This is a genomic window from Nocardioides eburneiflavus (genome assembly GCF_004785795.1).
Taxonomy (GTDB): Bacteria; Actinomycetota; Actinomycetes; order Propionibacteriales; family Nocardioidaceae; genus Nocardioides; species Nocardioides eburneiflavus.
The window spans coordinates 338,379-360,251 of the sequence record NZ_SRRO01000001.1; the positions used below are offsets into that span (position 1 = coordinate 338,379).

The 21,873-nt window shown below is 73.7% G+C and carries 21 protein-coding genes; 12 read left to right on the plus strand and 9 right to left on the minus strand.

The annotated features are described in order from the left end of the window. Positions 1–75 precede the first annotated feature (75 nt). Positions 76–1,206 (minus strand): IS30 family transposase, encoded by a 1,131-nt coding sequence (locus EXE59_RS01615; RefSeq protein WP_425464502.1) that lies wholly within the window; start codon positions 1,204–1,206, stop codon positions 76–78. Between the two features lie 153 nt (positions 1,207–1,359). Further along, positions 1,360–2,376, minus strand: coding sequence for a glucose-6-phosphate dehydrogenase (coenzyme-F420) (fgd, locus tag EXE59_RS01620; protein ID WP_135837334.1), 1,017 nt, complete (start codon positions 2,374–2,376; stop codon positions 1,360–1,362). A 41-nt stretch (positions 2,377–2,417) separates the two neighbouring features. On the opposite strand from fgd, the gene EXE59_RS01625 reads away from it, so the two are divergent. Then, a complete protein-coding gene (locus EXE59_RS01625; protein ID WP_135837335.1) occupies positions 2,418–3,353 on the plus strand; it encodes a TIGR03619 family F420-dependent LLM class oxidoreductase in 936 nt (311 codons plus the stop codon). Here the strand turns inward: EXE59_RS01625 and EXE59_RS01630 are convergent. Then, positions 3,350–4,336, minus strand: coding sequence for an LLM class flavin-dependent oxidoreductase (locus EXE59_RS01630; protein WP_135837336.1), 987 nt, complete (start codon positions 4,334–4,336; stop codon positions 3,350–3,352). The genes EXE59_RS01625 and EXE59_RS01630 overlap by 4 nt on opposite strands. Before the next feature lie 115 nt (positions 4,337–4,451). Beyond that, positions 4,452–5,972 carry an AMP-binding protein gene (locus EXE59_RS01635; RefSeq protein ID WP_135837337.1) on the minus strand — a complete coding sequence of 507 codons (1,521 nt, stop codon included), beginning with the start codon at positions 5,970–5,972 and terminating at the stop codon, positions 4,452–4,454. 115 nt (positions 5,973–6,087) lie between these two features. Between EXE59_RS01635 and EXE59_RS01640 the strand changes: the two genes are divergently transcribed. Then, on the plus strand, positions 6,088–6,516 hold the full coding sequence (locus EXE59_RS01640) for a PNPOx family protein (RefSeq protein ID WP_168218357.1): 429 nt from the start codon (positions 6,088–6,090) through the stop codon (positions 6,514–6,516). A 9-nt stretch (positions 6,517–6,525) separates the two neighbouring features. Here the strand turns inward: EXE59_RS01640 and EXE59_RS01645 are convergent, their stop codons facing one another. After that, complete coding sequence (locus EXE59_RS01645; RefSeq protein ID WP_210428846.1) at positions 6,526–7,842, minus strand: GAF domain-containing sensor histidine kinase; 1,317 nt, start codon at positions 7,840–7,842, stop codon at positions 6,526–6,528. Continuing rightward, the gene (locus tag EXE59_RS01650; RefSeq protein ID WP_135837338.1) at positions 7,839–8,555 is read right to left on the minus strand and encodes a response regulator; all 717 of its coding nucleotides are present in this window, start codon (positions 8,553–8,555) and stop codon (positions 7,839–7,841) included. Before EXE59_RS01650 ends, EXE59_RS01645 begins: the two co-directional genes overlap by 4 nt. A gap of 123 nt (positions 8,556–8,678) precedes the next feature. Between EXE59_RS01650 and cofH the strand changes: the two genes are divergently transcribed. After that, the gene (gene cofH / locus EXE59_RS01655; RefSeq protein ID WP_135837339.1) at positions 8,679–11,090 is read left to right on the plus strand and encodes a 5-amino-6-(D-ribitylamino)uracil--L-tyrosine 4-hydroxyphenyl transferase CofH; all 2,412 of its coding nucleotides are present in this window, start codon (positions 8,679–8,681) and stop codon (positions 11,088–11,090) included. Here the strand turns inward: cofH and EXE59_RS01660 are convergent. Continuing rightward, a complete protein-coding gene (locus EXE59_RS01660; protein ID WP_135837340.1) occupies positions 11,041–11,868 on the minus strand; it encodes a sigma-70 family RNA polymerase sigma factor in 828 nt (275 codons plus the stop codon). The genes cofH and EXE59_RS01660 overlap by 50 nt on opposite strands. A gap of 120 nt (positions 11,869–11,988) precedes the next feature. Further along, on the minus strand, positions 11,989–12,957 hold the full coding sequence (locus tag EXE59_RS01665) for a helix-turn-helix transcriptional regulator (protein WP_135837341.1): 969 nt from the start codon (positions 12,955–12,957) through the stop codon (positions 11,989–11,991). A 183-nt stretch (positions 12,958–13,140) separates the two neighbouring features. On the opposite strand from EXE59_RS01665, the gene EXE59_RS01670 reads away from it, so the two are divergent. Both EXE59_RS01670 and EXE59_RS01675 read left to right on the plus strand, forming a co-directional pair. Then, complete coding sequence (locus tag EXE59_RS01670; protein WP_168218358.1) at positions 13,141–13,479, plus strand: ANTAR domain-containing protein; 339 nt, start codon at positions 13,141–13,143, stop codon at positions 13,477–13,479. 10 nt (positions 13,480–13,489) lie between these two features. Then, positions 13,490–14,200 (plus strand): GAF and ANTAR domain-containing protein, encoded by a 711-nt coding sequence (locus EXE59_RS01675; RefSeq protein ID WP_135837343.1) that lies wholly within the window; start codon positions 13,490–13,492, stop codon positions 14,198–14,200. A 3-nt stretch (positions 14,201–14,203) separates the two neighbouring features. Here the strand turns inward: EXE59_RS01675 and EXE59_RS01680 are convergent, their stop codons facing one another. Then, a complete protein-coding gene (locus tag EXE59_RS01680) occupies positions 14,204–14,917 on the minus strand; it encodes a GAF and ANTAR domain-containing protein (RefSeq protein ID WP_135837344.1) in 714 nt (237 codons plus the stop codon). A gap of 154 nt (positions 14,918–15,071) precedes the next feature. On the opposite strand from EXE59_RS01680, the gene EXE59_RS01685 reads away from it, so the two are divergent. Genes EXE59_RS01685 through EXE59_RS01715 form a run of 7 tightly spaced genes read left to right on the plus strand, consistent with a single transcriptional unit; the run spans position 15,072 to position 21,872 of the window. Further along, positions 15,072–16,229 carry a glycosyltransferase gene (locus EXE59_RS01685; protein WP_246056433.1) on the plus strand — a complete coding sequence of 386 codons (1,158 nt, stop codon included), beginning with the start codon at positions 15,072–15,074 and terminating at the stop codon, positions 16,227–16,229. Continuing rightward, positions 16,226–17,293: a glycosyltransferase family 4 protein gene (locus EXE59_RS01690; protein WP_210428847.1), complete on the plus strand. Its 1,068-nt coding sequence runs from the start codon at positions 16,226–16,228 to the stop codon at positions 17,291–17,293. The genes EXE59_RS01685 and EXE59_RS01690 overlap by 4 nt, the downstream gene beginning before the upstream one ends. Further along, positions 17,290–18,318 carry a glycosyltransferase gene (locus EXE59_RS01695; protein WP_135837345.1) on the plus strand — a complete coding sequence of 343 codons (1,029 nt, stop codon included), beginning with the start codon at positions 17,290–17,292 and terminating at the stop codon, positions 18,316–18,318. Before EXE59_RS01690 ends, EXE59_RS01695 begins: the two co-directional genes overlap by 4 nt. Positions 18,319–18,347: 29 nt before the next feature. Then, entirely contained in the window at positions 18,348–19,211 is an 864-nt protein-coding gene (locus tag EXE59_RS01700) for a glycosyltransferase family 2 protein (protein WP_210428848.1), read from the plus strand. Next, positions 19,208–19,645: an SRPBCC family protein gene (locus EXE59_RS24315; protein ID WP_135837346.1), complete on the plus strand. Its 438-nt coding sequence runs from the start codon at positions 19,208–19,210 to the stop codon at positions 19,643–19,645. Before EXE59_RS01700 ends, EXE59_RS24315 begins: the two co-directional genes overlap by 4 nt. Further along, positions 19,642–21,258: a phytoene desaturase family protein gene (locus EXE59_RS01710; RefSeq protein ID WP_135837347.1), complete on the plus strand. Its 1,617-nt coding sequence runs from the start codon at positions 19,642–19,644 to the stop codon at positions 21,256–21,258. Before EXE59_RS24315 ends, EXE59_RS01710 begins: the two co-directional genes overlap by 4 nt. Continuing rightward, complete coding sequence (locus tag EXE59_RS01715; protein ID WP_135837348.1) at positions 21,255–21,872, plus strand: methyltransferase domain-containing protein; 618 nt, start codon at positions 21,255–21,257, stop codon at positions 21,870–21,872. Before EXE59_RS01710 ends, EXE59_RS01715 begins: the two co-directional genes overlap by 4 nt. Position 21,873: the final 1 nt, after the last annotated feature.

Here is a 21,873-nt window from a genome sequence, read left to right on the forward strand (position 1 = left end):
CGCCCTGATGCCACTTCCGGGGGCTGTCGGCAACGCTCCAAAATGAGGCCGATCCGACGCCTTGGTTTCCAGGAGTCATCGCAATCTCTTGGTGGGTGGGGACGTTAGCAGTGCGTTGAACAGCTCGGCTGGCGTGCGGTCGTCGAGGGTGAGTCGCGGTCGGCCGTTGAGCTCGTTCTCGACCCTGGCGAGGTCGCGTGGGGTGTGGACCGACAGGTCTGTCGACTTGGGGAAGTACTGGCGCAGCAGTCCGTTGGCGTTCTCGTTGGAGCCCCGCTGCCAGGGGCTGGCGGCGTCGCAGAAGTAGATCTTCGTGCCGATCGCCGCGGTGATCTCGAGGTGTCGGGCCATCTCGGTGCCTTGGTCCCAGGTCAGGCTCTGGCGTAGTCCCACCGGTAGTTCCTCCATCGTCGTCACCCAGCCGTTTCTCAGCGTTGCGGAGTCCTGGGCGGGTAGGTGCACCAGCTTCACGTAGCGGGTCTGGCGCTCGATCAAGGTCGCGATGGCCGAGCGGTGATGCGGACCGACGATGAGGTCTCCTTCCCAGTGCCCGGCCGCGGACCTGTCGGTCGGCTCGAAGCCGCGGTCGTGGATTGAGAGCATCGGCTGAGCGAACCTCCGGCCGGCGCGCACGATGCGCGTGTGCCCACGCCGGTGGTCACGAGTTGTTCGTAGCGGCGACACTGCCTCCGACGTCTTCGCTCGTCGCAGGAGCCCGGTCTGGTGGCGGTACAGCGCCTGGTAGATGCTCTCGGTCGCCAGCCACATGCTCGGCTCCTCGGGGAACTCGCGGCGCAGTGCCCGGCTGATCTGCTGGGGACTCCAGCGCAGCTTGAGCTTGGCGACGACGAACTCGAACAGCGCCGTGTTCTCCATGATCTTCATCGGCCGGTCCCTGCGTCGTCGGACCGCGGCCTCGCTATGAGCGTGGAAGGGGCGGTACTGCCCGGAGTGGTGCAGGTTGCGTCGCAGCTCGCGGCTGATCGTCGATGCTGCACGGTCGAGCTCGCGACCGATCGCCGTCGGTCCAAGCCCGCGGCTGGCCAGGTCCGCGATCTTGACCCGCTCGTCCTCGGACAGGAAACGGGGCGAGATCTGACGGACAGCGAGCGGCTCCAGAGGTGGCACGACGAGCACCGTGCCATCCGGCCGACGCACCCGCGCGCCGTTCTTCCACCGCTGCCCGGCCGAGCGTGAGACACCCACCTCCACTCATGCAGCCCGTAGCGACCAGCCCTGCGCCATCAACTCCACGAACCTGCGCCCCTGCTGACCCGCCCGGGCCGCGTAACGCCATCATCTCGCCAGATCCGGTAAAAGGGCGTCGGCTTCGAGCACCGGCGTCCGTCTGCGTTCCGATCAGCCGCCCATCCCCCGCACCGCCGGCAGCACCTCGTCGGCGAAGGACGTGAGGAACTGCTCCTGGTCGTGCCCGGGGCCATGGAAGACGAGGTGGTCGAAGCCCGCCTCGACGTAGGGCCGAACCTCCGCGAGCACCTCCTCGGGCGTGGTCGCCACGATCCAGCGCGAGGCGACCTGCTCGATGGGGAGCGCGTCGGCGGCGGCCGCCATCTCGACCGGGTCGTCGAGCTGGTGCTTCTGCTCGGCGCTCAGCGACAGCGGCGCCCAGAACCGGCAGTTCTCCAGCGCCTCCTCGCGCGTCGGGGCGTACGACAGCTTGATCTCGATCATCCGCGAGAAGTCGCGCTGCGCGTCCGACGCGGCGCGACCCTCCTCGACCGCGGGCAGCAGCTTGTCGGTGTAGAGATCCATCCCCTTGCCGCTCGTGCAGATGAAGCCGTCGCCCACGCGCCCGGCGTACTTCGCCATCTGCGGCCCGCCGGCCGCGACCCAGATCGGCACGCCACCTGGGGGCCGGTCGTAGATCGTGGCGTCGACGGTGCGGTAGTAGTCGCCGTCGAAGGTGACCCGCTCCCCTGCCCACAGCTCGCGCAGGAGGCGTACGGACTCGCGCAGCCGCGCCCACCGCTCCTTGAACTCCGGCCACTCGGCCAGCCCGACGGAGATCTCGTTCAGGGCCTCGCCGGTGCCCACGCCGAGCACGACCCGGCCGGGGTTGAGCAGCGCGAGCGTCGCGAACTGCTGCGCCAGCACGGCCGGGTTGTAGCGGAACGTCGGCGTCAGCACGCTGGTGCCGAGCACCACCCGGTCGGTGCGCTCGCCGATCGCGGCCATCGCGGCGAGCGCGTTGGGCGCGTGACCGCCCTCGTGGCGCCACGGCTGCAGGTGGTCGCTGATCCACACGCTGTCGAGGCCGACCTCCTCGGCGCGCACGCCGAGCTCGACGAGCTCGCGCGGGCCGAACTGCTCGGCGGACGCCTTGTAGCCGACAGCGAGGGGGGACGTCTGGGTCACGGGCGGTTCCGTTCGGTCGGGGGCGGTGCCATCGTGGCCCGATGGCCGACGACCTGCCCGCCTTGGGCTTCGGGCTCCCAGTCTCCGGGACCTGGGCAACACCGGGCGCGATGATCCACGTGGCGCGTCTCGCCGAGGAGCTCGGCTATCACTCGCTGTGGACATTCCAGCGGGTGCTCCAGCCGGTCGCCGACGCCACCCCGGCGTACGCCGCGGTGCACGACGCCGTGCTGCCCCTGGCCCACGTCGCCTCGCACACGAGCCGGATCGGGCTCGGCACGGCGACGCTGTGCGCACCGTTCACCCCGCCCGCCCTCCTCGCCAAGGCGATGGCGACGCTCGACCACCTCGCGTCGGGCCGGCTGACGGTCGGGGTCGGGATGGGGTGGCTGCCCGAGGAGCACGAGGCCGCGGGCGTGCCGTACGCCGGGCGCGGGGCGCGCTTCGAGGAGTACCTGCGCTGCCTGGTGGCGCTGTGGACCCAGGACCCCGTCGCGTTCCACGGCGAGCACTACACGGTCCCGCGCTCGCACCTCGGCGTCCGACCTGTCCAACGCCCACACCCGCCGCTGCTCGTCGGCGGCGCCGCACCCGCGGCGCTGCGGCGGGCCGGCCGGCTCGCCCAGGGGTGGATCGCCGGCACCCGGCAGGACCTCGACTCCCTCGCCGACTCCGTGGCGCTGGTGCACGAGGGCGCCCGCGACGCCGGTCGCGACCCGGCGGCCGTACGCATCCTGCTGCGCGCGGTCGTGGACCTCGCGGACGCCGACCCGGGCCCGGGACGGCGACCGTTCCACGGCACCCGCGAGCAGGTGCTCGACGACCTCGCAGCCGTACGCCGCCGGGGTGCCGGCGAGGTCTTCGTCGACCTCAACTTCTCGCCGCGGGTCGGCTCGCCCGACGTCGACGCGGACGCCGCGGTGGCCGAGGCGGAGCACGTCCTGCACGCTCTCGCCCCGGCCCGCTGGGGCTCCTAGGACGCCTCCACCTTGGGCATGATGTCGTTCTTGAGGCGCTTGAGGTCGTCGAGGGTCTTGGACACCGGCACGTCGGCGAAGGGCGGCCACAGCAGCGGCATCGTCATGCCGGCCTCCTGGTAGCGCTTGAGCATGTCGACGAGCTGGCGCTCGCTCCCGACGAGGATGTTGGACACCTTCCCGTTGTCGGACTGGTCGACGTCCTCGTCGGTGATGGTGAACCAGATCATCGAGCACATGTCGAGGTCGTCGATGGACTTGCCGAGCTCGTCGAGCTCGCGGGCGATCGCCGTGCGCCACTCGGTGAACTCGCGCGGGGTGTCCTGGATGCCGATCCAGCCGTGCAGTCCGTACTTGGCGACGCGGTTGGCGGAGCGCTTGGGGTCGCGCAGGCCGCTGAAGTAGATCGGCGGATGCGGCTTCTGCACCGGCTTGTGCCCGAAGCCGCACGGCTCGAAGTCGGCGTGCTCGCCGTGGTACTCGAAGACGTCGTTGGTCCAGATGCCCTGGGCGATCTCGATGGTCTCGCGGACGTGGGAGTGCCGGCGCGGGAACCGGTCGGCGACGCTCGCCGCGGCGAACTCCTCGGGCATCCACCCCGAGCCGATGCCGACGTTGAGCCGGCCGTTGGAGAGGTGGTCGATGGTGGCGCACTCGGCGGCGAAGAGGGCCGGGCTGCGGAAGGGCGTGTTGGTGATGCTCATGCCGAAGCGCAGCTTCTCGGTGCGCGCGGCGAGCCACGGCAGGATCGGCCAGCCCTGGAACCACTGGCCGCGCGACTCCACCGGCAGCTGGGTCGGGAACTCCTTCATCATGCCGAAGCTGTACTGGAGCTCGCCGCGGTCCGAGGCCTCCGGGACCACGAGGCGGTCGAGGGTCCACACCGAGTCGAAGTCGAGCTCCTCGGCCAGGTCGGTCAGGTCTGCGAGCTCCTGCACCGTGACGTGGTTGCGGAAGGTCGGCAGGTAGAGGGCGAGCTTCATCTCACAACATCTCCTCGGGAGGGATCTGGCCCGGGCGGCCCTTGTGACGTATCCCACAACCGGGCCTGCCCACCCGCAAGGCCGAGGCGCTCATGGTTTCCTCAACGCTCCCCACTCAGCGCATCCGCTCCCTCAGCTCGCGCTTGAGGACCTTGCCGTAGTTGTTCGTCGGCAGCGCGTCCACGAAGCGGTAGTCCTTTGGCCGCTTGAACCGGGCGATGCTGTCGAGGCAGACCCGGTCGAGCTCCTCGACCGCAGGCTCGGTGCCGTCGTGGACCACGAAGGCCACCACCGACTCGCCCCACTCGGGGTCGGGGCGGCCCACGACGGCCGCCGCCTCGACGTGCGGGTGGCGCAGCAGCGCCTCCTCGACCTCGCGGGGATAGATGTTCATCCCGCCGCTGATGATCAGGTCCTTGGACCGGTCGTGCAGCGTGAGGAACCCGTCCTCGTCGAGGCTGCCGACGTCGCCGGTGTGCAGCCACCCGTCGCGCAGCGCCTCTGCCGTCTCCTCGGGCTGGTTCCAGTAGCCGGCCATCACGACGGCGCCCCGTACGAGCACCTCGCCGGGCTCGCCCGGCGGCAGCGGGCGCCCGTCGTCGTCGCCCACCCGCACCTCGACGTCGGTGCGCGGGAACCCCACGGACTGCATCCGCTCGCGCCACCGCGGGTGGTCGGTGTCGGCGTGGTCCTGCACGGACAGGCCGGTGATGGTCATCGGCGTCTCGCCCTGCCCGTAGATCTGCGCCAGCCGCGGGCCGAAGGTCGCCAGCGCGGCCTCGAGGTCGGCGAGGTACATCGGGGCGCCGCCGTAGATGATCGTCCTGAGCCCGCTGAGGTCGGCGCCGGCGAGCGCCTCGTCCGCGGCGAGGCGCCGCACCATGATCGGCGCGGCGAAGAACGACATGCCGGGCCAGCGCCGCAGCAGGTCGACGAGCTCGGCGCCGCCCAGCGGGGCGTGGGCCGGGAAGACGCTGACAGCGCCGCGCGCGACGTGCGGCAGGCCGTACAGGCCGGAGCCGTGCGACAGCGGCGCGGCGTGCAGCACGCTGTCGTCCGCCGAGACCGGGCCGATGTCGGCGAAGTAGCTCAGCGAGGCCATCAGCAGGTTGCCGTGGGTGAGCGTCGCGCCCTTGGGCCGGCCGGTGGTGCCGCTGGTGTAGAAGAGCCAGGCCGGGTCGTCGGTGCCGCGCTCGGCCAGCGCCGCCGGCCCGGACGAGGTGAGCCGGTCCCAGTCCGGCCCCGGCGCGAGCACGACCTCCTCGACGGTGCCGATGCGGTCGCGCAGGACCGTCACGTCGTCGGCGTGCGCCTCGTCGGTGACCACCACCCGGGCACCGGAGTGCTCGAGGACGTACGCGATCTCGTCGCGGTGCAGCCGGGCGTTGACCGGTACGGCGACCAGCCCGGCGTGCCACACGGCGTACTGCGCCTCGAGGTACTCCGGGCGGTTGTCCATCACGAGCGCCACCCGGTCCCCCGCCTCCAGCCCGAGGCTCCCGCCGAGGCCGCCGGCCGCGCTGGCCACCCGTGCGGCGAGCTCGCCCCAGGAGGCGTGCACGTCCTGCCCCACGGCGAGGGCGGGCCGCTCGCGCAGCCTGCGTCCCTGCCGCTCCACCCAGCTGGCGAGGTTCATCGCGTCGACCCCATGGCGCCAACCTCCCCGTCCGCCCCGTGCCGGTCAAGCAGCCCGGGCCAGCGTTGAGGAAGGCGTGATGGTCGCGGCGCAGCGGGTGGGGGAGGCTGGCGGCATGCGTCTCGACGACGAGGTGTCCCGGTCCCGGCTCCGCGCACACGTGCACGGCGTGTTCTGCACGCTGCACCCCGAGCGCGGCCCCGCCCCCCAGCCGGTGGTCTACGCCGTCACCGACGACGGCCACGTCGGGGTCCCCATCGACACCGTGAAGCCGAAGCGGTCCTCGCGGCTCCAGCGCGAGGACAACCTCGCCGCCGACCCGCGGGGGTCGCTGCTCGTCGAGCACTGGGACGCCGACGACTGGTCACGCCTGTGGTGGGTGCGGGCCGACTGCGAGCACGTCCCCGACCCGCCGGCCGCCGTCGTCGAGGACCTGGCCGACCGGCTCGCCCGCACGGTCCCCCAGTACGCCGACAAGCCGTTCCACCGCGTGCTGGTGTGCCGCATCGTCAAGGTCACCGGCTGGGCCGCCGCCGAGGACTGATCGGGCCGGTCACGCCCCCTCGCTGCGGGGTGCTCGCGGGAGCCGCAGGTGCATCGAGGTGCCGCCGGGACCGGAGCTGCCGACGGACAGCTCGCCATCCATCGCGCGGACGAGGCCGTACGCGAGGGCCAGGCCCAGCCCGATGCTCTCCGTGCTCGGCTCGGCCGCGTCGTCGTCGGGGGCGGCCCGGGCGTACGGCGTGAAGATCCTCGGCAGCAGCTCGAGCGGGATGCCGGGACCGTCGTCGTCGATCGTGACGAGCACCGACGCACCGTCACCGGCGTCGCGACAGGCGACCTCGACGCGCCCGCCGGCCCGGCCGTGGCGCACCGAGTTCGCGACGAGGTTGATCAGGACCTGCCGCAGCCGCCGCCGGTCACCGAGCACCCGGTGGCCGCCCGCCAGGTCGTCGCCCAGGTCGTGCACCAGGCGGCACTCGCGCCGGCCCGCCTGCGCCGACAGCAGGCCGAACGCCTCGTCGACGACCTCGCCGAGGTCGACGGGCTCGGCAGCGACCGGCAGCACGTTGGCCTCGATCCGGCTGAGGTCGAGGACGTCGGAGAGCAGGTCCATCACGTGCCCGGCCGCTGCGCCGATGTGCTGCAACGCCTCGCGGCGGCGGTCCTCGTCGAGGTCCATGGTGCCGAGCAGCTCGGCGAAGCCGACGATGGCCTGGATCGGCGTACGCGCCTCGTGGCCGACGGCGGCCAGCAGCTCGAGCCGCGCGTGGGACAGCTCCTCGGCGGTGCGCCGCGCCGTCTCGGCCTCGAGCCGCGCCCGCCGCTCCTGGACGAGGCGCGCGTGGTCGATGGCGACCGAGGCGAGGTGGGTGAAGCGGTCCACGAGGAGCTGCTCGCGGGGGTTCGGGCGGTGCGGGCGCGCGTGGTAGACCGCGAACGTGCCGACCGGCCGGCCGTCGCGGCCCTCGATGGGCGTGGACCAGCAGCTGCGCAGCCCGGCGGCGGCGGCGATCTCGCGGTAGCCGGCCCACCGCGGGTCGGACCGCACGTCCGTGGCGACCACGGCGACGTCGAGCGCGGCGGCCGTGCCGCACGAGCCCGCGGCGGGCCCGATCGCCATCCCGTCGATCGCCCCGACGTACGTCTCCGGCAGGCTCGGCGCGGCGCCGTGGTGCAGCGTGCCGCGCTCCCGGTCGAGGAGGAGCACCGAGCACCGGGCTCCGGGCATCAGCTGCTCCAGCGAGGCCAGGATCCCGGTGAGCACCTCGTCCAGCGGGGCAGCGCGGGCGATCATCTCTAGCACCTCGGTCTGCCCCTCCAGGAGCTCGCGGGCGTCCTCGGCCCACAGGTCCGGGGCGGCGCTCACTGGTCCACCAGCTGGTAGCCGACGCCCCGCACCGTCCGCAGCAGCCGCGGGCTGGACGGATCCGCCTCGAGCTTGAGCCGCAGCCGGTGGACGTGCTCGGTCACGGTGGCCTCGCCCAGCCACTCGGAGGAGGAGTTCCAGACCTGGTCGACCAGCTGGGCGCGCGTGAAGACGTGGCGCGGGTGCGTCGCGAGGAACAGCAGCAGGTCGTACTCCTTGGGGGTCAGCTCCTTCTCCTGCCCGTCGAGCAGCACCCGCCGGCTCGCGGGCTCGATGCGCAGCGCCCCGGCGACGACAGCCTCCACCGACGGGTCGAGCGCGCTGCGGCGCAGCACCGACCTGACCCGCGCGGCGAGCTCGCCGGGCGAGAACGGCTTGACGAGGTAGTCGTCGGCGCCGAGGTCGAGCCCGGCGATGCGGTCGCTCTCGCCGCTGCGCCCCGACAACACGATGATCGGAGTGTCCGAGCGGCCGGCCTGCCCGCTGCGTACGGTCCGCAGCACGTCGAGCCCGCCGAGCCGCGGGAGCGAGAGGTCGAGCACGACGAGGGTCGGGTGCTCGTCGCGGATGCACCTGAGGGCGGACGCCCCGTCGTCGGCCTCGAGGATCCGGAAGCCCGCGTCGTCGAGCTGCCAGCGCACGACCGTGCGGATCGCCGCGTCGTCGTCCACGACGAGGACGACCGGCGCCCGCGGGTCCGCCGCCTGGCTCATGCCTGATTGATACCCCACGGCACTGCCGACCGTCACCCGATCGCCCCGGCCCGCCCACGGCCGTTGTGGCTCCGTTGAGCCCGTGGTGGTCGACGGGTGGGCGGCGTTCCCCACAATGGACCCATGCCGCTCCCCAGCCAGGTCGCCAGCACGGCCCCCACCCCGGACCTGACCGCGCTCCCGACCCCCGCGCTGCTCGAGCTGGCCGCGGCCCGCCGCGACACCCTCTTCGGCACCCGGGTGACCTGGTCCCCCAAGGTCTTCATCCCGCTCACCCACCTGTGCCGCGACCGCTGCGGCTACTGCACGTTCGCCGAGTCGCCGCGCACGACCGTCCCCTACCTGGCGCCGGAGGAGGTCGTCGCGATCGCCGGGGCCGGCGCCGCGAGCGGGTGCCACGAGGCACTCTTCACGCTGGGCGAGGCACCGGAGCTGCGCTACCCGGAGGCGGCCGCGTGGCTGGCGGCGCGCGGGCACCGCACCACGATCGACTACCTCGTCGAGGCGACCGGGCTGGTGCTGGAGGAGACCGGCCTGCTGCCGCACGCCAACGCCGGGGCGATCGGCCGCGACGACCTCGCGCGGCTGCGCCGGACCTCGCCCTCGCAGGGGATGATGGTCGAGAGCCTGCGCGACGACCTGCCGGCACACCGGGGAGCGCCCGACAAGGCCCCCGCCCGCCGCCTGTCCACGCTCGACCACGCCGGGCTGCTCTCGATCCCGTTCACCACCGGGATCCTCGTCGGGATCGGGGAGACGGAGGCGGACCGGGTCGAGGCGCTCGAGGCGATCGCCCGCAGCCACCGCGCGCACGGCCACGTGCAGGAGGTGATCGTCCAGAACTTCCTGCCCAAGCCCGGCACGGCGATGCGCGGCGCGCAGCCCTGTCCGCACGAGGACCACCAGCGGGCGATCGCGCTGGCGCGGCTCGTCCTGCCCGACGACGTGCACGTCCAGGCACCGCCGAACCTGTCCGCGCCCGACGAGCTAGCCGGGCTGCTCGCCGCCGGCATCGACGACTGGGGCGGCGTCTCCCCCGTCACCGCCGACCACGTCAACCCGGAGCGCCCGTGGCCGTCGCTGGAGTCGCTGCGCGAGGCGACCGAGGCCGCCGGGCACCAGCTCGCGCCGCGCCTGACGGTGCACCCGGCGTACGCCGCGGAGCCGGGTCGCTGGCTCGACCCGGCGCTGCACTTCCCGGTCCTCGACCGGGCCGACGCCGACCTGCTCGCCCGCGACGACCCGGGGGCGATGTGGCCCGAGCGGCACCGCGACGCCGCCAACGTCGGCACCGGCGCCGAGGTGGTGCAGATCGGGCGCCGCTCGACCGCATGGTTCTCCGGAGCGGGCGTCGATCCCGTGCCGCTGCCGCGGAGGGCCCGGACGGTGACCGGCCGGGTGCGCGAGGTGCTCGACGGTGTACGCGCCGGGCAGGACGCCGGTGCCGCCGAGCTCGAGGCGCTGTTCGCCGCCCGCGGGCAGGAGGTGGCGGCCGTGGCGGAGGTCGCCGACGAGATCCGTCGCAGAGTCGTCGGCGACGAGGTGACCTTCGTGGTCAACCGCAACATCAACTACACCAACGTCTGCACCTTCAGGTGCACCTTCTGCGGCTTCTCCAAGGGCCCGCTGTCGCTCAACCTGCGCGGCGCCCCGTACCTCCTCGGCCTCGAGGAGATCGCCGAGCGCAGCGCCGAGGCGTACGCCCTGGGCGCCACCGAGGTCTGCCTGCAGGGCGGCATCCACCCCAGCTTCGACGGCGACTTCTACGTGCAGGTCGCGCGGGCGGTGCACGAGCGCGTGCCGGAGATCCACATCCACGGCTTCACCGCCCTCGAGGTGCTCGAGGGCTCACGTCGGCTCGAGGAACCGCTCGAGAGCTATCTGCTGCGGCTGAAGGACGCGGGACTGAGGTCGCTGCCCGGCACGGCCGCGGAGATCCTCGACGACGAGGTGCGCGCGGTGCTGTGCCCCGACAAGATCACCACCGACGAGTGGCTCGAGGTGCACCGCACCGCACACCGGGTGGGGCTGCGCAGCAACGTCACGATGATGTTCGGCTCGGTCGAGCGACCGCACCACTGGGTGCGGCACCTGCTCCGGACCCGCGACCTGCAGCGTGAGACCGGCGGCTTCACCGAGTTCGTCGGGCTGCCCTTCGTCCACATGGCGGCCCCGATCTACCTCAAGCGCGGCGCCAGGCGCGGGCCGACGTGGCGCGAGACGGTGCTCGTGCACGCCGTGGCCCGCATCGCCCACGCCGGCGACATCGACCACGTGCAGGCGTCGTGGGTCAAGCTCGGCCGCGTCGGCGCCCAGCAGCTGCTGGGTGCGGGGGTGGACGACCTCGGCGGCACCCTCATGGACGAGAACATCAGCCGCGCCGCCGGCGCCAGCCACGGACAGGGCCTGACCCCGGCCGACCTCGCCGCGATCGCGGCGGAGGCCGGCCGGCCCCTGCGTCAGCGCACCACGCTGTACGGCGAGGTCAGGCGGCCGGTGGGTGGTCCAGCAGGTCAGCCCGCAGGCCGGCGATGATCCGGGCGAGCACCCGGGACACCTGCGCCTGCGTGAGTCCCACCTCGGCGGCGATCTCCTGCTGGGTCAGCCCGTCGTAGAACCGCAGCCCGAGGATCCGCTGGTCGCGGCTGGACAGCTCGCGCACGAGCGGCTGGAGCATCACCCTGGCCTCGACGCGGGCGAGGGCGCCGTCCTCACCCCCGAGGAGGTCGCCCAGGGTCGACGAGCCGTCGGCGACCGTCGCGTCCAGCGAGGTGGGGGTGAAGCACCCGTCGGCGGCCAGCGCCTCGATCACGTCGGGGAGCTGCTCGTCGAGGTGCTCGGCGACCTCGCTCGGCCGCGGCGAGCGGCCGAGTCGCGACTCGAGCTGGTCCTGGGCGGCGGAGATGCGGGTCTGGAGGTCCTGCACCCGCCGCGGCGGCCGGACCGTCCAGCCGGCGTCGCGGAAGTGCCGGCGCAGCTCGCCGCGCACCGTCGGCACCGCGAACGACAGGAAGTCGTGCCCGGCGGAGGGGTCGAACCGCTGCGCGGCCTTCGTCAGGCCGAGCAGCGCGACCTGCTCGAGGTCGTCGAGGTCGATGCCCCGGTTGCGGTAGCGGGAGGCCATGCTGCGGGCCACGCCGGCGTTGGTCTCGATGAGCTGACGGGTCAGCTCGGAGGCGTCCGACGTACGGCGGGCGTCACGGAGGTCGCAGACGATGGCATCGGTGCGACGGGCACGGGCCGCCCCCTCGAGGGGCGGGACGGCGGAGAGGGTACGGGTTCGGACAGGGGTGGTGTCAGAGGCGATCGACATGGAAACCACGGCTCGCTTCCTGGGATGTTGATGGTGCCTGCCGTGGTCTCCAGCAAGACGATCAACATCCACCGTCGCATGGTCTGGACCAGTTGCACAGCCGCAAAGCGAACACCTCCGTCAGGAGGTGTGGCGGGCGAAGGTCTGTCCAGGGTTCTCGCCGAAGACCTGGCGGTAGTCGGATGCGAACCGCCCGGGGTTGAAGAAGCCGAGCCGAGCCGCAGCGTCACCCACGGTGGCCACCGAGCCGGCCATGAGGAGCTGGTGGACCAGATCGAGACGGACCTGCCGCAGGTAGGCGTTGGGCGTGCAGTCGAGGTGGCGGCGGAAGGCGTACTGGAGCGTCCGCGGCGTGACGCCGCACTCGCGGGCGATGTCGGCGAGCGAGACGTCGTCCTGGGCACGCTCCTCGATGATCAGCTGGGCCTGCCACACGGTGGCACGGGTGGCGTCGCGGAGGTCGCGGGCGAGCGTCGAGTCGTCGCTGACGAGGTTGTTCTCGAAGGTGTGCAGGAGGCTGTGGGCCAGCAGCCGGGACGCCTGCCCCACCGCGACCGGGTGGTCACCGACCGATGAGGCACTGAGGCGGTCCACCACCGTGCGCCACTGGGCCGCCGCCGCCGGGGACCGAGGCACGAACCGGTCGAACCGGAGGTCCGCGCTGGTCCGCTCCGGATCGATCTCCGCGATGGCCGCAGTCAGGACGTCGTCGGAGATGCCGGTGTTGCGCACCTCGTAGCCGTTGCCGCGTCCTGCGAAGGGCTCGTGCCACCCCGCGGCCAGGACCGTGTCCCCCTCGCGGCCGCGGTCGGTGACCTGGCCGTGGGTGTACTCGATCTCGCCGCCGAGGACGTCCACGACGACGAGGACCGGCATCGGGTCCGCGTCGAAGCGCACCGGGGCGTCGATACGCAGGCGGTCGAACGAGACGCCGTCGAGCTCGCGTCGCCGGTGGTGCACAGTGCCCATCCGTCCGCTCAGTCCCAGCGACGTACCGTAGGCAGTCTCGAGCCAGTGGCGCGCGTCGTCGCCCTCGCCCTCGAAGTCGAAGGCGTCGACGGTGTCGCGGCGGGACCGGAGCTCGGGCACGTGCACCTCCAGGGGGAGAGTGCGGACGACCCGGCGGCTTGAGTCGGCTTCGACTGTAACCCAGGAGGACGTTCCTCGCCCATCGAGCGATCCGGGTCACACCCTGTAGGATGGACGCCAGTAGCTGTTCGACTCCGCCCTGTGTCCGCGGACCTACGTCATGTGAAGGTGACGATGTCTGGGATGCCCCTACCTCCGGGCGAGCCTGCTCCGCAGGCGGACGCTCCACAGCAGGACGCCCTGCGCGACGAGATCGCGCAGCTGCACGAGGCCGTGCGTTCGCAGCGCGACATCGGCGTGGCCATCGGCCTGATGTCGGCCCGCTTCGGGTGCAGCACCGAGCAGGCCTGGCGCACCATGCTGCGCGTCTCGCAGGACAGCAACACCAAGATCCGTACGGTGGCCCGGGTCCTCGTCGCCACCCACGACGGCACGGCGGACGCGGACGACCGCGAGCTGCTGGCGGGCTTCGGCAAGCACCTCCCGGCGTCGGGCTGGTCGGGAGGACCGGCGGCCGGGTGATAATCCGCCCATGAACATCGACGACGCCGCGCTCGCCGAGAGCTTGCGCCGGCTGTCCCAGCCCCGTGACGACGACGGCTCCATCACCTCGGCCCTCCATGTCGTGGTGACGGCCTGCGTCGACCTCTTCACCGTCGACGGCGCCGGGGTACTCATCGCCGACGAGCAGGACATGCTCGTCTACGCCGCCGCCAGCGACGGTCCCGGCCGGCTCCTCGAGCAGACCGAGGCCGAGGCCGGGGAGGGCCCGTGCACCGAGGCGTTCGTCAAGGCGCGGGTCGTCACCTCGCGCGACGTCACCGCGGAGACCGACCGGTGGCCGACGCTGGCGCGGGCGATGGCCGCGCAGCCGGTGCGCGCTGTGCTCGGCACGCCGGTCGTGCTGGGCGGCGTGCCGGTCGGGACGCTCGACGTCTACAAGGAGCGCCCCCACGACTGGGACGAGAGCGAGGTGGCAGCGATCGGCCGCTACGCCGAGGTCATCTCCACCACGCTCGCAGCAGCGCTCCAGGCGCACACCGCCGGCGAGCTGGCCCGCCAGCTGCAGTACGCACTCGACTACCGCGTGGTGATCGAGCGCGCCGTCGGCTACCTGATGGCCAAGGAGTCGCTGGACGCGGTCGGCGCCTTCAACGCGCTGCGCAACGCTGCCCGCGCCCGGCGTACGAAGATCGGGCTCGTGTCCGAGCACGTCCTCGACACGGGCGCGCTGCCCGCCTAGCACTCAGTCGTCGACCGGCTCGCCGACCCGCTCGTGCGGGATCGCGCGGGTGGCGACGATCTGCGCGGCGACGTCACGCAGCTTGACGTTCGTCGTCGACGACAGCCGGCGCAGCAGCTCGAAGCTCTGGTGCTGGTCGATGCCGTAGCGCTCCATCGCGATGCCCTGCGCCATGCCGATGACGTGCCGCGAGCTCACGGCCGTCTGCAGGGTGCTCGCCCGTCGCGCCGACGACAGCGCCGTCGTGGCGTGCACGGCGTAGACGAGGGCGAGGTCGACGACGTCGCGGTCGGCGAAGGCGCCGGTCCGTGCGCTGTAGAGGTTCAGCGCACCCAGTGGCCCCTCGGGGTCGGTGACCGCGACCGCGAGCAGGGAGCCCACCCCGAGCTCCGCGGCGCGCGGACCCCACGACGGATAGCGCGAGTCGGTGCCGACGTCACCGCTGCGCAGCCAACCGCCCGTGTCGGCGATCTCGACGCAGGGTCCCTCGCCCAATGCGTACTGGAGGGCGTCGGCCTCCTCCGCGAGCGGGTCGCTGCTCGCAAGCGTCTTGTGGCCTGCGCGCGAGGTGCGGATGGTGAGGCTGACCTGGTCGGCCTCGGGGACGAGATCGCGCATCCGGGTGACGATCGCGCGCGAGGTGAGGGCCTCGTCGGGCTCCTGCTGCAGCTCGGCAGCCAGTGCAGCGAACACGGCCAAGGAGTCGTGGGACGACAATGAAGATCCTTGTGGACAATCTGGTCGAGACCCGTGTTCTGGAGTCAGGGGAGAATTTAGCGTCCCCGCGAGCCCGCGCTCAACGCGACACCTCCTCTGGGATGGATCTCACGTCATCCGCGCATGACGCGTACCCCCGCGGGTACCTCTGCGCGTGACCACCTCGGACGTGACCGGCTCGGACGTGACCGGCGCACCCACGACGCCGCTGCTGCCGCGCCCCCGCGTGGGGCGCCTCGTCGTCGCCTCGGTGCCCGCCAACCACGTCTACGTCCGGCACCTCTCGCCCGAGGACGGCTCCGGGCCCGTACGCCTCCCCGACCCGCCGCCCGCCGAGGCCGCGTCCTCCCAGCAGTGGTGGCCGCCGGTGATGCTCGACTCCGCGTGGGTCGAGCGCAACGACTTCGACGTCTTCCACCTGCACTTCGGCTTCGACGCCCGGAGCCCCGCCGAGCTGCGAGAGCTCGTCGCCGCGCTCCGGCGCCGCGGCAAGCCGCTGGTGTTCACCGTCCACGACCTGCGCAACCCCCATCACCCGGACCGCCGCGACCACGACCGCCAGCTCGACGTGCTGGTGCCCGCGGCGGACGCCCTGGTCACCCTGACGCAGGGGGCCGCCCGCGAGATCCGTGCGCGGTGGGGTCGGGACGCCCTGGTGGTGCCGCATCCGCACGTCGTGCCACTGGAGGTGATGCGGCGCGCTGCTGCGATGCGGGAGGTCCAGCGACGCGGGCCGGGCAAGCGGGAGTTCCGGATCGGGCTGCACGTGAAGAGCCTGCGCGCTGGGATGCACCCGCACGCGGTGCTGCCCGTGCTGGTCGACGCCGTCCGCGACCTGCCCGGCGCCGTGCTCCAGGTCAACGGGCACACCGACGTGCTGGACCCGGACGGGAAGCGGTACGACGCCGCGCTCGCCGAGGCGCTGCAGGACCACGCCGGCCGCGGCGAGGTCGACCTGCGCATCCACGACTACCTCGACGACGACGGCCTGTGGGCCTACCTCGCCTCGCTCGACGTGTCGGTCCTGCCCTATCGCTTCGGCACCCACAGCGGCTGGCTCGAGGCCTGCCGCGACCTCGGCACCGCCGTCGTGGCGCCGTCCTGCGGCTACTTCGCCGACCAGGCGCCCGTGCTCACCTACGGGCACGACGAGGACCACCTCGACGCGACCAGCCTGGTCACGGCGGTGCGCGAGGCGTACGCCGGCCACGTCGCCCCCGCGCCCGACGTGGAGGAGCGGCGGGCGCAGCGTGCCCGCATCGCGGCCGCCCACGCGCGGCTGTACGAGTCCCTCGTGGGGGACGGCCGGTGAGGATCTGCCTCATCGCCTCCAGTCGCTACCCCATCCGCGAGCCGTTCGCCGGAGGGCTGGAGTCGATGACGGCCACCATCGCGCGGGGCCTGGCCGCGCGCGGGCACGAGGTCACCCTGTTCGCCGGCGCCGGGTCCGACGAGTCGCTCCCCGTACGGGTCCTGCCGCTGTCGGCCGTGGAGGTCAGCGACGCGGCGATGGCCGACAAGTTCGCTCCCGGCCCCGACTGGCTCGCCGACCATCACGCCTACCTCGCGCTGATGCTCTCGCTCTCCCGCACCGGGGCCGAGGACTTCGACGTGGTCCACAACAACAGCCTCCACCACCTGCCCATCGCGATGGCCCCGGCGCTCGACGTGCCGATGCTCACCACGCTGCACACGCCGCCGCTGCCGATGCTGGAGTCCGCGCTCGCCCTGTGCACCCGGCCGCCGCACTTCGTCTCGGTGAGCGACTGGACCGCCGCCGCCTGGCGCCACGTCGTGGACAGCGACGTCGTGCCCAACGGCCTCGAGCTGCGCGACTGGCCCTTCGGCGAGGGCGGCGGGCCGGCGGTGTGGTCGGGTCGCATCGTCCCGGAGAAGGCACCCCACCTCGCCGTCGAGGCCTGCCGCCTGGCCGGGGTGCCGCTCGTGCTCGCCGGGCCGGTGCAGGACCGCGACTACTTCGACCGCGAGCTCGCCCCCCTCCTGGGCGGGGACGTCCACCACGTCGGCCACCTCGGGGGTAGCGAGCTCTCCGCGCTCCTCCGCGCCGCCTCGGTGGCACTGGTGACACCCGTGTGGGACGAGCCCTACGGGCTGGTCGCCGCGGAGGCGATGGCCAGCGGCACGCCCGTCGCCGGCTTCTCGCGCGGCGGTCTCAACCAGGTCGTGTCGCCACGCTCCGGAGTGCTCGTGGGCGCAGGAGACGTCGCCGCCCTCGCTGAGGCGGTCGCCGCCGCCTCCCGGCTCGACCGGCGCGAGGTCCGCGCCCAGGCCGAGGCCTCGTGCAGCGCGGACGTGATGGTCGCGCGCTACCTCGACCTCTACACCCTTCTCGTCCGCCGGGACGACGCCGCGTGACCGGGGTCGTCGGCTACTACGTGCACCACGTCGGCAGCGGGCACCGGCACCGGGCCGAGGCGCTCGCCGCCCGCCTGGCCGACGAGGGGATCCCGGTGACCGGGCTGTCGTCCCTGCCGCGCCCGCCCTCCTGGCGCGGCGACTGGGTGCGGCTGCCGCCCGACGACGACGGCCGCCCCGAGGACGTCACCGCCCGCGACCACCTGCACTGGGCTCCGCTCCGCCACGACGGCACCCGCGCCCGCGCCGCGGCGACGTCGGCGTGGCTCGAGGCCGCGCGTCCCGACCTGGTGGTCGTCGACGTGTCGGTCGAGGTGCTGCTGTTGACCCGGCTGCACGGCATCCCCACGGTGGCGGTCGTGCTGCCCGGCCGGCGCGACGACCCCGCCCACCGGCTCGGCCTGGGCGTCGCCGAGGCACTCGTCGGCTTCTGGCCGCGGGCGGCTCGCGGCATGACGCCCGGCCTGCCCGACGACCTGGTCGAGCGCCTGGTGCCGGTGGGCGCGCTCTCCCGCCACCCCGTACGCCCCGCGCTCCCCAGCCGGCCGCACGGCGAGCGCAGCGTCGCGCTGCTCCTCGGGTCGGGCGGCCACGACGTCGGCGCCGACGACGTGCGCGCCGCGCAGCGCGCCACCCCCGACTGGCGGTGGACCGTGCTCGGGGCGGGCCGGGAGACCTGGGTCGAGGACCCGTCCGCGGTGCTCGCCGCGGCGGACGTCGTCGTCACCCACGCCGGGCAGAACGCGCTGGCCGAGACCGCCGCGGCCCGCCGCCCAGCCGTCGTGCTGCCGCAGGCGCGTCCCCACGACGAGCAGCGCACGACCGGCGCCGTGCTCGCCGACGGGTGGCCGGCCGTGGTCCGCGCCGCGTGGCCCGACGCGGCGGAGTGGACCGACGTCCTCGACCGGGCCGCCGCGCTCGACCCAGGCGGGTGGAGGCACTGGTGCGACGGCTGGGCGGCCGACCGGTTCGCCGACGTCGTCCTCAGGACCCGTGCCCGCGGCCTCGACGGGGGCGCGCGGTGACGGACGCCGGGCGGACCCGCGTCGCCGTCGTGACCATCGCGAACGGGCGCCACGACCACCTCGCGGCGCAGCACCGCTTGCTCGCCCGCGGGTCCGTGCTGCCCGACACCTACCTCGCCGTGGCCATGGACGACCCCGGCATCGTCGAGGACCGGGTCGGGGCAGGGACGGGCGCGCTGGCTCGCGACGTCGTCCGGATCGAGCGGGGCCGGGAGGGCGCCCTGCCCCTGGCCGCCGCGCGCAACCTCGGGGTCCGCACGGCGCTCGAGCGCGGCGCCGACGTGGTCGTGCTGCTCGACGTCGACTGCCTGGCCGGCCACCACCTCGTCGAGGCGTACGCCGAGGTCGTCACCGCACGACCGCGGTGGATCTGGTCGGGACCGGTGACCTACCTCCCGCCGGCGCCGCCCGACGGCTATCCCGAGGACCCCGCGGGGCTCGCGACCTGGGACGACCCCCACCCGGCACGACCGCAGCCCGAGCCGGGCGAGCTGGTCCACTCCACCGACCCCGACCTGTTCTGGTCGCTGTCCTTCGCCGTCGCGGCGAGCACCTGGCGTCACCTGGGGGGCTTCTGCGAGGACTACGTCGGCTACGGGGGCGAGGACACCGACCTGGCCCGGACGGCGCTCGCCCTCGGCATCGGCCTGGGCTGGGTCGGCGGCGCGCGGGCCTTCCACCAGCACCACCCGGTCAGCAGCCCGCCGGTCGAGCACCTCGACGACATCCTGCGCAACGGGCGCCTCTTCCACGAGCGGTGGGGCGAGTGGCCGATGGCAGGCTGGCTCGAGGAGTTCGAGCGGCGAGGACTGGTCCGCCGCGTGAATGGGCACTGGGAGCGCGAGACTCCCAGCCCGACCTCCAGCCTCGCACCGAAGGAGAGCACAACGTGAGCACCACGAGCCGTCCCGTCGCTGCCACCCCCGAGCAGGTCTGGGAGGTGTTGTCCGACGGCTGGCTCTACCCGCTCTTCGTCGTGGGGGCATCCCGCATGCGCGCCGTCGACGACTCGTGGCCCGCCGTGGGGTCGCGGCTGCACCACAGCGTCGGCACCTGGCCGCTGCTGATCGACGACACCACCGAGGTCCTCGACGTCGAGGAGGGCCGGCGCCTGCTGCTGCTCGCCCGCGGCTGGCCCGCCGGCCAGGCCCATGTCGACATCTCGCTGCAGCCGAGCGGCGACACGACGGTCGTCACCATCACCGAGGACGCCACCGCCGGCCCCGGTACGCTGATCCCGAAGCCGTTGCGCGACGCCCAGCTGCACCTGCGCAACGTGGAGGCCCTGCGCCGCCTCGCCTTCCTGGTGGAGGGCCGGGCCCGGTGACGTCAGGCGCTTACGACGCCGTCGTGGTCGGGGCCGGGCCCAACGGCCTGGTCGCCGCCAACGTCCTCGCCGACGCCGGCTGGCAGGTGCTGGTGCTCGAGGCGCAGCCGACGCCGGGCGGTGCGGTGCGCAGCGACCGCGACGTGCACCCCGACTTCGTGCACGACACGTTCAGCGCGTTCTACCCCCTGGCGGTGGCCTCGCACGCGATGGTGTCGCTGCGCCTGCAGGACCACGGACTGGTCTGGGAGCACGCCCCGTCCGTGCTCGGACACCCGTTCGGCGACGGCCAGTGGGCCGTGCTGCACCGCGACCGGGAGGCGACCGCCGCCGGCATCGACGACCTCCGCGCCGGTGACGGCGAGGCCTGGCTGGACCTGTGCTGCACCTGGGACCGGATCGGCCCGTCGCTGGTCGACGGCCTCACGTCGCCCTTCCCGCCCGTCCGTGCGGGCGCCCGCCTCCTGCCCGCCCTCGCGCGCTCCGGTGGGCTCGACACCGTCCGTCGCCTGGCCACCCCGGTGTCCTCGCTCGGCCGCGAGCTGTTCTCCGGGCCGGCCGCGCAGCTGCTCCTCGCGGGCAACGCCGGGCACGCCGACTTCCCCCTCGCCTCCCCCGGCTCCGGCGTCTTCGGGGTGCTGATGACGATGCTCGGCCAGACGGTGGGCTTCCCCGTCCCGCGCGGCGGCGCCCAGCGCCTCACCGACGCGCTGGTCGCCCGCGCCGCGAGCCTGGGCGTCGAGGTGGTGACCGACGCCGAGGTCACCCACGTCGACGTGCGCGACGGGCGCGCGGTCGGCGTACGCACCCGCGACGGCCAGGCGTACGCCGCCCGCGCCGTGCTCGCCGACGTCTCGGCCACCCACCTCTTCGGCCGCCTCGTGCCCGACGAGCACCTGCCCGCGCGGGTGGTGCGCGGGATGCGCGACTTCGAGCTCGACCCCGGCACGGTCAAGGTCGACTGGGCGCTGTCGGGGCCGGTGCCGTGGACCAACCGGCCGGCCCTCGTGCCGGGCACGGTGCACGTCGCCGACTCCGTCGAGGAGATGACCCAGACCCTGGCGCAGGTGTCGGCCGGGGTCGTGCCCGACCGGCCGTTCCTGCTGACCGGGCAGATGACGACCAGCGACCCGTCGCGCTCGCCCGCCGGCACCGAGTCCTTCTGGGCCTACACCCACGTCCCCCAGCCGGGGATGACCCGGCGCGACGCGGGCGCGGAGGCGGGCGGGGAGGTGAGCGGCGCGTGGGGACGCGACGACTGCGAGCGCTTCGCCGACCGGATGCAGGCGCGGATCGAGGCGCTGGCGCCGGGGTTCGGCGACCTCGTCCTCTCCCGCCGCGTCCTCGGGCCGCACGAGCTCGAGGCCCGCGACGCGAACCTCGTCGGCGGCGCCGTCAACGGCGGCACGTCCCAGCTGCACCAGGAGCTGGTCTTCCGCCCCGTGCCCGCCATGCGGGGACGCGCGGCCACCGGCGTACCCGGACTGTTCCTCGCCTCCGCCTCCGCGCACCCGGGAGGCGGCGTGCACGGCGCCGCCGGCGCCAACGCCGCCCGCGCCGCGATCTGGCAACGCCGTACGGAGCGCCTGCGCCCGGGAAGGTCGCCCGCATGACCGAGCACCTCGCCTTCGGGTCGCTGACCATCGCCTTCGACGACCGTGTGCTCCGCCCGCGGGACTGGACGACCGCCCAGTCCGAGTGGGCCGCGAAGTTGTCGCCGACCACCCCGGGTGGCGCGGTGCTCGAGCTCTGCGCCGGCGCCGGCCACATCGGCCTGCTGGCCGTCGCAGCCACCGGACGGCAGCTGGTCTGCGTCGACGCGAGCGCCGTCGCGTGCGACTACGCCCGCGCCAACGCCCTCGCCGCCGGGCTCGCCGACCGCGTCGAGGTCCGCGAGGGCCGGCTGGAGGAGGCGATCGGCCCCGACGAGACGTTCGCGCTGGTCATCGCGGACCCGCCGTGGGTGCCGCGGGAGCAGACCGGGCGCTACCCCGAGGACCCGCTGAGCGCGATCGACGGCGGCGACGACGGGCTCGACGTGGCCCGGGCCTGCCTCGCGGTGATCGACGCCCACCTGGCGCCGGGTGGCTCGGCCGTGCTCCAGGTCGGCACCTGCGAGCAGGTCGACGTGCTGCGCGGCGAGCCGTGCTTCGCCGAGGGTCGCTTCGCAGTGGTCGAGGTGCGGCAGGAGGAGCGCGGGGTGCTCGCGAGGATCGACCGCGCCTGAG

Bases quoted from the DNA above. Each gene is read 5' to 3' on its own strand.
- EXE59_RS01670 (WP_168218358.1), top strand. From the start codon at position 13,141: ATGCCCCTACCTCCGGGCGAGCCTGCTCCGCAGGCGGACGCTCCACAG.
- EXE59_RS01630 (WP_135837336.1), bottom strand. From the start codon at position 4,336: ATGAAGCTCGCCCTCTACCTGCCGACCTTCCGCAACCACGTCACGGTG.
- EXE59_RS01675 (WP_135837343.1), top strand. From the start codon at position 13,490: ATGAACATCGACGACGCCGCGCTCGCCGAGAGCTTGCGCCGGCTGTCC.
- cofH (WP_135837339.1), top strand. From the start codon at position 8,679: ATGCCGCTCCCCAGCCAGGTCGCCAGCACGGCCCCCACCCCGGACCTG.
- EXE59_RS01715 (WP_135837348.1), top strand. From the start codon at position 21,255: ATGACCGAGCACCTCGCCTTCGGGTCGCTGACCATCGCCTTCGACGAC.
- EXE59_RS01640 (WP_168218357.1), top strand. From the start codon at position 6,088: ATGCGTCTCGACGACGAGGTGTCCCGGTCCCGGCTCCGCGCACACGTG.
- EXE59_RS01650 (WP_135837338.1), bottom strand. From the start codon at position 8,555: ATGAGCCAGGCGGCGGACCCGCGGGCGCCGGTCGTCCTCGTCGTGGAC.
- EXE59_RS01625 (WP_135837335.1), top strand. From the start codon at position 2,418: ATGGCCGACGACCTGCCCGCCTTGGGCTTCGGGCTCCCAGTCTCCGGG.
- EXE59_RS01635 (WP_135837337.1), bottom strand. From the start codon at position 5,972: ATGAACCTCGCCAGCTGGGTGGAGCGGCAGGGACGCAGGCTGCGCGAG.
- EXE59_RS01660 (WP_135837340.1), bottom strand. From the start codon at position 11,868: ATGTCGATCGCCTCTGACACCACCCCTGTCCGAACCCGTACCCTCTCC.